Origin of the sequence: Pseudomonas sp. Irchel s3f7, assembly GCF_900187615.1 — a bacterium.
GTDB lineage: Bacteria > Pseudomonadota > Gammaproteobacteria > Pseudomonadales > Pseudomonadaceae > Aquipseudomonas.
This window is the reverse complement of sequence record NZ_FYDO01000033.1, coordinates 26,987-38,926: the sequence shown is the minus strand read 5'-3', so window position 1 is coordinate 38,926 and position 11,940 is coordinate 26,987. Positions and strand designations below refer to the sequence as shown.

The window sequence follows — 11,940 nt, the reverse complement described above, 5'->3', positions numbered from 1 at the left end:
AGAGGCTTTAATATGAAACCTGAGACTCCATTCGCTCAAAATCACCTGACAGGCTTGAACAAGGTCGCCATCTTTTCTGCATGGATGATGGCCACAGCGACGATTAGTGTGGCAACAAGCTATCCCGCAAACGCGGCAGCCAAGGACGCTAAAGTTATCTTGCTGACAGTTAGCGAAGAGTGCGAGTACTGCTCGCGACACCTGCAGTCCTTCCGCCAAAAGGCTCAGGAAGAGGGAATATCCCTAAAGGTAAAAATTACCAACTTCGATCCAGCTGAACAGGCCAGCCAGGTTGATCAAGCCATCGCTGAACGTCCCGATGCCATCGTACTTTGGCCTGCGGATGCCAGTGCAATTGTCCCTTCTCTGCGCAAGATCAAATCGGCTGGCATCCCTCTGGTGGTGACCAATTCGCTACCGGATATGAAGTACTCCAAGTTCTGGGATGTCTACACGGGCCCGAATGACAAAGCTTCAGGAGGCTCTGCTGCCAAAGCCATGGAGCAAGGGTTCAAGGAAAAGGGCTACGGTGAGGCAGGTGATGTTTTCCTTGTTGTCGGAGTACCTGGTACGCCTCCACAAATTGGCCGGGAGGAAGGCTTTAAGCAGGGTCTTGCCGCCGACGCACCTGGTATCCAGATCAAAGGAGCGCAACCAGGGAATTGGGATCAGACCAAAGCATCCGAAGCAGCGTCCGCCCTTTTCACTCAGTTTGGCACAAAGGTAAAAGGCGTCTATGCACAGGCAGACAACATGATGGCGGGGGTAATAGTCGCCGCTCAACGTGCCGGCATCGATCCTTCAAAACTCGTACTCGTGGGCAGCAACTGCAGCATTGAAGGCGTGACAGCTATCGAGTCCGGCACCCAATACGCCACGGTTCTACAGTCACCCGTCCAGGACGGCGCGTACGCGGCTCAGGCGGTTGTCGATCTGCTGAATGGCAAGAAACCCGAGAACGTACGTTACCTGCCCCAGCAAATTATCACCAAAGCCAATGTTAGTGAGTGCAACGCCGCAGTTGGCCGCTGAACTCAATAAAGTCTAAAAGGAGTTAAAAAATGCCTGCACAAATTTCGTTCGAGTTGCCGCACGCTGTCGCCGTTTCGGGTGCAGCTTCAGGTCTGGGTCTGGAAATCTGCCAACTGCTCGTAGACAACGGTGTATATACCGTGGGCGTCGATCTTACAGATGCCGCAGCTCAGCTAAAGGAGGCTCACGGCTATCATCACGTGTCTGGGGATGTCACGGAAGAAACAACTTGGCAAGCCGTGGTCGATCGCCTTAAAGACAGCGGTTATCACTCCTACGGACTGGTCACCTCAGCGGCAATTCTGGACGTTGGGTTGGTGACAGAAAATACCAAAGCGCAGATCCTACGCACCTTCGACGTCAACGTGGTGGGTACTGCCTTGGCAATGAAGGCGCTGATCCCATTGATGGTAGAAACTGGGGGTGGCTCCATCGTCGCTGTTGCTAGCGTAAACGCGAGTTTCGCCGAACAACAACTGGCGCTCTATAACGCTTCTAAAGCAGCAGTGCGCCAACTCGCTCGGACTGCTGCTTTGGATCACGCAAGACAAGGCATCCGTGTGAACGTACTGAGCCCTGGTGCCATGATGGCCGGATTGTTCCAACGTCACCTAGAGTCGGCAGCGGATCCTGACCTGTTCCACAAAACCCGTGCGAAGCGTCAGCCTGTGGGTCGCATCACCTCTGCCCGTGATGTAGCAAGGGCTGGGCTGTTCCTGCTGTCGAATGGTGCTGGTGCTCTTATTGGATCGGACATCATTGCCGATGGCGGGCTGACCACCAGCTTTGATTTCCGCACTGGCGAAGAAGGCGCCTCGATCTAATAATCGGAAAACGCCAGCGGGGTTCACCTGCTGGCGTGCTCGTCAGTTTGAGTCAGTTACCATACTTGTCAGATCTCCCTCAATCCAACGCCCCGCGCTCAGCCCTTACTACCAGCTCGTCCACGACACGTCGAACCTTCGGTAACAAATGGCGAGTCTGTGGCCATACCGCATGGATCTCCACGTCACCTGGATTGTATTTTTCAAGAACCTGAACGAGCCGCCCTGCCTCAAGATGATCTCGAACTAAAGAGCTCGGCATCTGGCAAATGCCCTGGCCGGCCACCGTCATGGAAACGATGGCATCGCCATCTCCAACCTCATGAGTACCGGGTGGAGTGATGCGTGTGAGTTCACCGTCCACATCCAGGACGCTCCAACTCATCCGCTGCCCACGTCGGTAGTTCACGATGCAACTGTGGTTCTGCAGCTCCTCTAGAGATTCAGGGCAGCCGTGCTTCGCGAGATATTTGGGTGCGGCACATATGATCTGCTTCTGCACGGTAAGTCGACGAGCTACAAGGCCGCTGGAATCCTTCAATGTCCCGAAGCGGATACTAAGATCAATCCCCTCTTCAATCAGGTCAATGACGGCATCGGTGAATGTAACCGTCAACTTGAGGTCGGGATTCGCATCCAGGATTTCCAGTAGCACCGGCAGCACAACGCTTCTGCCGTACGCGGCAGGTAGGTCAACTCTCAGGCGTCCACTGGGCGTTTGTTGGTGGCTGGTCAATGATGCCTCTGCAGCGAGGATGTCATCAACTGCAGCCGAGCAGCTTGCGAAGTAGGCCTCGCCATCTACGGTCAGGCCCGAGCTTCGTGTCGTTCGATGAAAAAGTTTGCATCCGAGCCGTTCTTCGAGCTTCGCGATGCTTTTCCCCACCGCTGACTTGGTGATGCCAAGCCGGTCGGCAGCGACGGTAAAGCTTCCAGCCCGCGCCGCAGTAACGAAGATCAGCACGCCACTTAAGGCCTGTTCAACCTGTGCCATTGTCTACCTTTGCTCCACTATGAAAGGAGCATAATGAGGTTTATCGCAACAAAGCTCTACCTTAGTCTGTTCTCACGTTGATTCCAATCCTAATGAGGACAGAGAAATGAAGACTCAAAATATTGAACTGCTTGCTGCGTATTGGACTATTGCAGGTGACATCTATCCGATGGGCCCCACCGAAGTCAGCCCGTACTCGTTCGAAGATCGGATGAAAGCTGCGGGCAACGCGGGCTTCAAAGGCATCGGCTTGGTTCACAACGGCATGATGGATACCGTCGACAAGATTGGATATCCCGCCATGAAAGCCATTCTCGAAAAGAACGGTATCAAGCATGTCGAGTTGGAATTCCTGGTTGACTGGTATCACACCGGCGAACGTCGTCGTCAGTCGGATAAGGTTCGCCAGGAGCTACTCGAAGCAGCCAAAGCTTTGGGCGCTCGCTCCATCAAGATCGGCCCTGGCATCGGTGAGGACACTGCGGACATCGACTTGATGGTCAAGGAGTTCACCCTGCTGAGCCAACAGGCTGCAGAGGTCGGTGCCAACGTCGTTCTGGAAATTATGCCTTTCAGCAACGTGCGAACCATCGAAACCGCTTTGGCCATCGTGGAAGGCGCCAACCAGCCAAACGGCGGTCTATTGCTCGATATTTGGCACCTCCAGCGCGGTGGCATCGACTTTAACGATATCACCAAGATCCCGGCTCGCTTCATCAAGTCGATCGAGCTCAACGACGCTCACAAATACGCCATCGAACCACTGTGGATGGACACCATTCACAAACGCGTCCTGCCAGGCGACGGCACCTTCGACATCCCGGCATTCATCAAGGCTGTTCACGCTGCTGGCTACGAAGGCCCGTGGGGTCTAGAAGTGTTGTCCGACACCCACCGCAAACTCCCTCTGGAACTGATGGCAAATCGCGCCTACGAAACGACCATCAGCCAATTCGGCAAGTAACTCAGTCGTCGCACCTGCTTTCAGCTCCCACGCGGAGCTGAAAGCGCCCTTTTTTCTCAATCGGAGCCGCGAAACCGTGAGCACTGAAAAAACCCTCGAAGTGATCCGCACCCTTTTCGCAAAGATCTCGTCCGGACAAAGCCCGGAGGCCATTGCGGAGTGCTTTAGCCACGATGTGGACTGGAGCATTCCAGGTGCTTCTGACATCGCCCCTTGGGTTGGCCAGCGCAGAGGCCGTGCTGCGGTGGCTGCGTTTTATCGCGACTTTGGAACCTATCTGCAGCCCCAAGAATTTAACATCAAGTCGCTGATGGCCGATTACGAACGCGGTGTCGCGCTGGGATCACTGCAGTGCCAAGTCATTCGTACTGGCAAAACCATCATCAGCGAGTTCGCGATCGAATTTGAAGTCATCAACGAGCTGATCACACGCTACCGCTTCTTCGAAGACACCTACGGAGTTGCGGTGGCCGCCCAATGAGTTTTGGCGTCGATCTGAGTCACCATACTGGAGTCGAGCGTGCCTTTTACTAACGGCGTCTGGCCCACACTTTCGTGATCGACAACCGCTCAGTAATGCTCAGCAGGCCAACAAACCAGCTGACTCCTTCTGTAACCCACCTATTAGGACTTCAATATGCAACCACTGCGATTTGTTGTACTCCTCGGTAGTCTGAGGAAAGCCTCGTTTCACGCCACACTGGCACGCTCACTTCAGTCCCTGTCACCTGATGGCGTTTCGATCGAAATACTCGAATCTGTTGGTGACATTCCACACTACGATGCAGACATTCAGGCTAATGGTTTTCCCGACCCAGTAGTGAAGATGGGCAAGGTCATCAAACAAGCGGATGCCGTCATCATTGTGACGCCTGAGTACAACTACTCAGTGCCCGGCGTGCTGAAGAACGCCTTGGATTGGATTTCGCGACTTCCCGATACACCATTTGCTGGTAAGCCTGTCGCTCTCCAGACGGGTTCGCCTGGATTGATTGGCGGGGCAAGGGCGCAGTACCACCTACGTCAGATCCTGGTGTTTTTCGATGCCCTGGTTCTCAACAAACCAGAAGTCATGGTCGGTCAACTTCCCAGCAAGGTTGATCAGGCAAATGACCAGATCACCGATCCCGCGACCCGAGACTTCATCGCCACTCAGCTTGTAGCACTGAGCAAAATGGTTTCGCAGCGAAAGGCCTAACAGACGGTGAGGATATGGCGATCCACTCGCCACATCCTTGCTTGGGCCCATGCCCAACTCAATTGTTGAGCTGAGCTCAACTCTCAGTATCCCGTTCAGGCCTTTATCTCCTTTGATGGCTCCCTGATAGTGCAGCCCGCTGCACCTGATCACATTTCGGGAACAGCGCTGCGGATAACACGCAGCCTGTGCAAGCGCTCGTTCACTATCAAGAGACATCCCTGATGTACAACTCCAAACCAAAGGAAGCGGGCCTCTGGCTGCCCGTCGTCCTTGCGTGCATGCACGCGTTAGTAGGCATTTCACTTCTGATCGGTGGGTTCGAACTCGTCCGGTTCGGCGGATCCTGGTACTACCTGATCGCTGGCCTGGCCCTACTGCTCTCGGCATTTTTCCTCTTCAAGCGTCGCTTTGCCGGCATCGGCATTTTTTCGATCCTGTTCCTCGGTACCATAGCGTGGTCAGCGTATGAGGCCGGCCTCGACTACTGGCAATGGGTGCCACGCCTGGGAGTGTTTTTGGCGTTGGCAATCCTGAATGCCCTGATCGCTCCAACACTCGTCGATCGAGCTCAAAGTCGCGTCCCCTTCACCATCGCAGGTGCTCTCGGTTTGGTTTTCGTGGGTGGCTTCGCGTTGGCGTTCGCGCCAAACGGCATGATCGAAGGCCAGCCATCTACCGACACCAAAGCAAACTCGCCCGCTGAGACTGAAGGAAACTGGACTCACTACGGGAAAAGCGCAGCAGGCACGCGATACGCGCCCTACGGCCAGATCACGAAGGAGAACGTCGAGAAGCTCCAGATAGCCTGGACGTTCCACACTGGCGAGGTCGCGACAACAGGATTGGAAGACCAGAACACGCCACTGCAGATTGGCGATACGGTCTATGTCTGCACCCCGAAAAGCCAAGTGATCGCAGTCGACGCCGACACTGGGGCTGAACGCTGGAGATTCAATCCGAAGTCGGATACCGGTGTCTGGCAGCGTTGCCGTGGCGTAGGCTATTTTGACGAAGCGGTTGGCAAGAAGTATCACGCCGTTGCTACATCAGTTGCCTCGAACCTCCCTGCCACTGCATGTCGACAACGGATCATAGTCGCCTCCAATGACGCCCGCGTGCATACAGTTGATGCTCACACAGGTGAACTCTGTGAAAGTTTCGGCCAGCACGGCAGCATCCACCTAAGCGAAGGGATGGGGCCGTACAGCCCTGGTATCTACTCTCAGACCTCTGCGCCGCTGGTAGCGGGTGATCTCATCATCGTTGGCGGTCGTGTCTATGACAACGTTGCAGTGGGCGAACCGTCCGGTGTGATCCGTGCCTTCAGCGCGGTAACAGGTGAGCTGGTCTGGGCTTGGGATTTGGGTAACCCGCTCATAGACCGCCTTCCTCCTGAAGGGCAAACTTATACCCGTGGCACTCCAAATGTATGGGTCACTCCGACCTACGACGAGAAGCTCGGCCTGGTTTACCTCCCCACAGGCAATACCACGCCTGACTTCTGGGGCGCTGAGCGAACCGAGGCAGAAGACAAGTACTCCTCCTCTGTCGTAGCCCTGGATGTACGGACGGGCAAAGAGCGCTGGACATTCCAGACCACTCACCATGACTTGTGGGATTACGACGTACCCGCTCAACCAACGCTGTATGACATCCCCAACGGCAAAGGCGAAACCGTTCCTGCGCTGATTCAAGTAACGAAGCGTGGTCAAATCTTCGTGCTTGATCGGAGAGATGGAAAGCCGCTCACTGCCGTGAAGGAGTTGCCTGTTCCCCAGAATGGCCAACCAGGTGAACGCCTGTCCCCTACCCAACCTTATTCGGTGGAGATGCCCGTAATCGGTGCCGAGCCACTGACCGAAAAGAGGATGTGGGGCCTAAGTATCTTTGATCAGCTCGTCTGCCGCGTTCAGTTCAAGAAGCTTCATTACAACGGCGATTTCACTCCTCCGACAACTACTCCCTCATTGCAGTGGCCAGGCTTTTACGGTGGCATGAATTGGGGGAGTGCGTCCGTCAACGCTTCCAATCATTATTTGATCGTGAACGACATCCGCCTTGGGCATATGACCCAATTGAAAACGCGTGAAGAAACCGATCGGATCATCGAAGAGAGCCGAGGACTCAGTGGCGGTGCTGGCCACGATGGCATCAACGCCCAAGCGGGAACTCCCTTTGGCGTAATGCTAGTGAACTTCATGTCTCCGCTGGGCGTGCCTTGCCAGAATCCGCCATTCGGCACCATGACGGCCATCGATTTGAAGACCAAGCAAATCGCGTGGCAACGACCTCTGGGTACTGTAGAGGATACCGGGCCATTGGGCATTTCTACTCGCCTGCCAATGCCTATCGGAACGCCTACCCTCAGCGGCTCGGTGACGACCCAATCCGGTCTGATCTTCTATGCGGGCACTTCTGATTACTACTTGCGAGCGATTGATGCAGACACGGGTAAGGAGATCTGGAAAGGCCGTCTACCCGTTGGCGGCCAAGCGACTCCGATGACCTATATCTCACCAAAGACGCATCGCCAATACGTGCTGCTCACTGCAGGCGGAGCACGAAACTCGCCTGACCGTGGCGACTACGTCATTGCCTATGCGTTGCCGTTAGAAAAGACCCACTAAATGCCCTCAACCCTAGTCACCTTGCCATCAGGTAAGGTGGCCGGGGTTTACTAATGATCCCGAAAAGTAATGTAGCGCTTTACTCAACTCTGAAACGAGGTGTACAGCGTTTATAAACACTCTTTCAACTGCAACACTGGGTACCGTGTTTCTTAAGAGCGTGAACTCATGACTGCACTGTCTATCCTCGACCTCATACCCATTAACGTCGGCAGCACTCTAGCTCAGACCTATGAGAACTCAGTAAAGCTCGCTCAGCATGCCGAAGCATGCGGATACCGGCGGTACTGGCTCGCCGAACACCACAACATGCCAGGCATCGGTTCCTCGGCAACCACACTGCTAATAAGCCATCTCGCCGCAAACACTACCTCGATCCGCATCGGTTCTGGGGGAATCATGCTGCCGAACCATTCGCCGCTCACAGTGGCTGAACAGTTCGGTACCTTGGAAACACTTTATCCTGGTCGCATCGACCTCGGGCTCGGTAGGGCGCCAGGCGCAGATGGCGTGACCATGCGAGCCTTGCGGCGTTCCACTGAAACCAGCGCCGACCAATTCCCACTTGACGTGGTCGAGATTCTTGACTACTTCGAAGACAACGGACGCCAGCCTGTACGCGCTGTCCCTGGTGCCGGGCAAAATATTCCTGTCTGGATTCTTGGTTCGAGTACCTATGGGGCAAGCCTAGCCGCACACCTGGGGTTGCCCTATGCCTTCGCCTCCCACTTTGCTCCCAGGTTGATCAAGGAAGCCCTGCAGGTGTATCGCTCTCAATTCCAGCCATCCCACTACCTGGACAAGCCCTACGTGATGGCTGGGATCAACGTCTTCGCTGCAGATACCCGCGCTGAAGCAGAATTCATCGCGAGTTCTCATCGTAAGTGGGTCGCCGGTGTTCACACCGGAAAGATCACGCTCTTACCGGAGCCAGTCGAGGGTTATATGCAGAGTATCCCACCGAGCCTTCGAGAAAGTCTTGAGCGCGAACTAGCCTTCATGGCAATCGGTACACAGGAGGATGTGCGCTTAACGCTGCAGCAGTTCATCGATTTCACCGGTGCTGACGAACTCATGATCGACGCGAGAATTTACGACCCTGCTGCACGACGGAAGTCCTATCAAATTGCCGCGCAATCTCTTGCTGATCTGTTGAATTGAATCTTCTTTGAGCGGATCGACGCCGCTCACTTTCTAACTCTGCCTGCGCCCAAAGCACTTTGCTAATACAGTCGACTGATCGCAGTAGGTAGAGAATAACTCAACTCTGTTGTTACTAATTGCTACTTTATCGACTTCAGAGATACTGACAAAGTTACATCCTGAATTACCCGTCTTCGGCGAGTCATCGCCGCAATAAGAAGTGGCGAGCATCCCATCGCCCTCCTCCTATTCGGCACGCCTTGAGGCGTGCCTACGTCTACTAAAATACAGAGGATGAAGACCATGCCTTCAGCTTTATGGGCGCTGGCCCTCAGTGCATTCGGGATCGGCACAACAGAGTTTGTCATCGCGGGGCTTCTGCCCCAAGTGGCCGCAGACTTCAACATTTCTATTCCCCAAGCCGGCAACCTGGCAACTGTCTACGCCTTAGGCGTGTTCGTAGGCGCGCCGCTCTTGATCATTTTGGGCACCCGCATCCCTCGTAAAGGCATGCTGATGCTCCTTATGAGCCTGTTTGTCATCGGCAACTTTGTTACGGCAACCGCAAGCGATTTCAACATCGCGCTGCTGGGTCGCTTGGTGACATCTTTGACTCACGGCGCATTCTTCGGCATTGGTGCAATCCTCGCCGCAGACCTTGTTGCGCCAAACAAGCGTGTTCAGGCTATCTCTTTCATGTTCTCAGGACTGACCGTCGCCAACTTGGTTGGCGTTCCAGTCGGCACGTGGCTGAGCCAAGTCATGAGCTGGCGTGACACCTTCTACGCTATCACTGCTGTGGGTGTGATGGGGTTCATTGGTGTCATGATGCTGGTACCCAAGATCGCAAACCACGAACGCCCTCAGATCAAGAAAGAATTCGCAGCATTTGCGAATGTACGCGTATTACTGGCGATGGGTATCACCGTTTTTGGCCCGGCAGCCTTCTTCACCTCGATCACTTATATCGCTCCGATGATGGTGGAGATCGCCAAGTTCGATCCTGCCAGCGTGACGTGGCTGATGGTCGTTTTCGGTCTCGGCCTGTTCCTAGGCAACATCCTGGGTGGCCGCTACGCTGATAAGGCTCTCATGCCGCTGCTGTACCTGACGCTGGGGGCTCAGGCGATCGTTTTGCTGATTTTCAGTCAGACCGCTCACAGCCAGATTATGTCGGTGGCCTGCATCCTGCTCATGGCGGGATTTGGCTTTGCCACCGTATCGCCGATTCAAAAGCTGGTGATGGACAAAGCACGAGCGGCAGGCGCACCTACCCTCGCTTCGGCGGTGAACATCGGGCTATTTAATCTTGGCAACGCCATCGGTGCGTGGGTAGGTGGCTTTGTTATTTCCGCAGGCCTTGGTTATGCAGCGCCAAATTGGGCGGGCGCGCTGCTATCCGTTATAGCTCTGCTTCTGGCTCTGGCCTCTGGTGCGATGGATCGTCGTGACGGTGCGTCCTCTGTGCTCCAAACTGCGTAAACCTCAATGCGAAGAGCTCGCCCCACCGTCAAAATTGGGCGAGCTTGTTTCCGAAGCCAGCTATAGAACTGTGCTCAACTCTGAGGCCTCTTGAGTCGTTTTTATCTTTGATGCCGACTAGATAAAGTTAGGCGCATCGATATATGTCGGTTGTCCAGTAGACTCTCATTGAGCGCACTTATCTTGATGAAGATCGTAGAGCTCAGGTCTACAGACAGTCAACTCGGACAGCATTTATCCTAGCCAGACGGTATGCCACTCTGACCAGCTCAGTCTGCATGGGAGTTTCACGTGAGCTCAAAAACTTCTTCATATACAAGCACTGCGAAGCTACTGCATTGGCTCATGGCGAGTATCTGGATTGCTGTTTGGATCGTAGGGGCTCTTGCAGTGTACTTTCGCGACACTCTCAATCCAACGCATGGATTGACTTACTGGCACAAGGCGTTCGCTAGCGCCTTGTTGATTCTATTGGTAATCAGAGTGGCCTGGAGAGCTACTCACACTCCGCCGGCAATGCCACCGCAAATGACGAGTAGGATGAAACAAGCAGCTCACCTTGGACATCTGGTCTTATATGCCCTGGCGCTTGCAGCATTGCCAATTTCAGGCTGGATCTGGAGCTCGGTCGCAGATAAACCCATCATGGTACTCGGCATGGTTCAACTGCCGCCGTTGCTGGCTGCCAATCCAGATGCGTATGACTTGGCCAAGTGGGTACATGTGGCTTGCGCCTGGACTTCCGTAGCGCTCGTATTAGGGCACATTGCCATGGCTCTAAAACATCATCTGGTAGACAAAGACAATGTCTTACTGAGCATGGCTCCCCGCTTCAAGTCGAAGTACTGACATCCGCTAATACTTCGGGATTTGCCTTTGCAACGCGCTGTATGGGCCCTCCTGCCTTGGCAGGCTACGCGCTACGCTGGTCGCTGCTGGCCAAGAATCTACTCAAATCAGTGAAGCATTTCTCGAAGAATGCCGCCTTGAAATTCCTGCGAAACGCTTCGGTTCTCCTGAAGTGTTGGCGCTGATTGAAAACTGACCCGCCTTTACTGGGTCAGTTTTCGGTCAGCGGCAACAGTAGCTAGCAGAAGTTCCACGGTGGAACTGTTCAGCACGAGTAAGCAAACGGCACATCTCAGCAGTGGCGGCAGACCGCTTTGTCAGAGCTGCCTGTCGATATGGTGTTCCGTTGAAGAGCTAAAAACGGGGCCAAATGTACCTATCCCTAATTTCTTCGCTTGTTCTTCAATTCGGCCGGCCTGTAGAACATCCTGTTTAGTAGGAAAGTGGCGTAAAAGGAAGTGAGCGTTTTTTCTAACTCGTTCAGGCACTTCTGTGTCGCAAGCAAGCTCCGTCAGGAAAGCGTGAGCTTGTACGACGGACCGGGTCCGTTCAAATGGCATCGTCATGTAATCCACCATGATTGAGATCGTCAGTTAAATTCAAGGCGACCAGAATCCGTCGCCAAATTTCGCAGGTCTGGATCAAAGTTCCACGGTGGAACTTTATCAAGCGCATCTCGCACCCGTAAGGAGAACATTTCTTTCCCTTAAGGCCGTTTTTAGCCCTTAAAGGAAAGATTTCTTTTCCTTACGGCAAGCTTAATTTTTTGAATTGATGAGCCTCGCATAATGGACGTTATGGATAAATTCAGCGCCGGGGCTTCG

The 11,940-nt window shown here is 54.2% G+C and carries 11 protein-coding genes; 9 read left to right on the top strand and 2 right to left on the bottom strand.

Annotation, left to right across the window (positions count from 1 at the left end):
- Positions 1-12 precede the first annotated feature (12 nt).
- Positions 13-1,032, top strand: a complete 1,020-nt coding sequence (locus CKW19_RS24170; RefSeq protein WP_218232134.1) for a sugar ABC transporter substrate-binding protein — start codon at positions 13-15, stop codon at positions 1,030-1,032.
- A gap of 29 nt (positions 1,033-1,061) precedes the next feature.
- Positions 1,062-1,856, top strand: a complete 795-nt coding sequence (locus CKW19_RS24165; RefSeq protein WP_095060462.1) for an SDR family NAD(P)-dependent oxidoreductase — start codon at positions 1,062-1,064, stop codon at positions 1,854-1,856.
- A gap of 79 nt (positions 1,857-1,935) precedes the next feature.
- Here the strand turns inward: CKW19_RS24165 and CKW19_RS24160 are convergent, their stop codons facing one another.
- Positions 1,936-2,850, bottom strand: a complete 915-nt coding sequence (locus CKW19_RS24160; RefSeq protein ID WP_095060460.1) for a LysR family transcriptional regulator — start codon at positions 2,848-2,850, stop codon at positions 1,936-1,938.
- A gap of 106 nt (positions 2,851-2,956) precedes the next feature.
- Here CKW19_RS24160 and CKW19_RS24155 point away from each other — a divergent pair, with 106 nt between their 5' ends.
- The 7 genes from CKW19_RS24155 to CKW19_RS24125 all read left to right on the top strand — a co-directional run bounded on the left by CKW19_RS24155 (position 2,957) and on the right by CKW19_RS24125 (position 11,116).
- Positions 2,957-3,814 carry a sugar phosphate isomerase/epimerase gene (locus CKW19_RS24155; RefSeq protein WP_095060458.1) on the top strand — a complete coding sequence of 286 codons (858 nt, stop codon included), beginning with the start codon at positions 2,957-2,959 and terminating at the stop codon, positions 3,812-3,814.
- A gap of 76 nt (positions 3,815-3,890) precedes the next feature.
- A complete protein-coding gene (locus tag CKW19_RS24150; RefSeq protein ID WP_159439188.1) occupies positions 3,891-4,295 on the top strand; it encodes a nuclear transport factor 2 family protein in 405 nt (134 codons plus the stop codon).
- 156 nt (positions 4,296-4,451) lie between these two features.
- Positions 4,452-5,012, top strand: a complete 561-nt coding sequence (locus CKW19_RS24145; protein WP_095060454.1) for an NADPH-dependent FMN reductase — start codon at positions 4,452-4,454, stop codon at positions 5,010-5,012.
- Between the two features lie 224 nt (positions 5,013-5,236).
- Positions 5,237-7,642 carry a membrane-bound PQQ-dependent dehydrogenase, glucose/quinate/shikimate family gene (locus CKW19_RS24140; protein ID WP_095060452.1) on the top strand — a complete coding sequence of 802 codons (2,406 nt, stop codon included), beginning with the start codon at positions 5,237-5,239 and terminating at the stop codon, positions 7,640-7,642.
- Between the two features lie 168 nt (positions 7,643-7,810).
- The gene (locus CKW19_RS24135) at positions 7,811-8,803 is read left to right on the top strand and encodes an LLM class flavin-dependent oxidoreductase (RefSeq protein WP_095060450.1); all 993 of its coding nucleotides are present in this window, start codon (positions 7,811-7,813) and stop codon (positions 8,801-8,803) included.
- Between the two features lie 285 nt (positions 8,804-9,088).
- The gene (locus CKW19_RS24130; RefSeq protein ID WP_095060504.1) at positions 9,089-10,267 is read left to right on the top strand and encodes an MFS transporter; all 1,179 of its coding nucleotides are present in this window, start codon (positions 9,089-9,091) and stop codon (positions 10,265-10,267) included.
- Between the two features lie 291 nt (positions 10,268-10,558).
- A complete protein-coding gene (locus tag CKW19_RS24125) occupies positions 10,559-11,116 on the top strand; it encodes a cytochrome b (protein ID WP_256580374.1) in 558 nt (185 codons plus the stop codon).
- Between the two features lie 317 nt (positions 11,117-11,433).
- Here CKW19_RS24125 and CKW19_RS29355 read toward each other — a convergent pair whose 3' ends face one another.
- Complete coding sequence (locus CKW19_RS29355) at positions 11,434-11,676, bottom strand: BPSL0761 family protein (RefSeq protein WP_305883159.1); 243 nt, start codon at positions 11,674-11,676, stop codon at positions 11,434-11,436.
- Positions 11,677-11,940 lie beyond the last annotated feature (264 nt).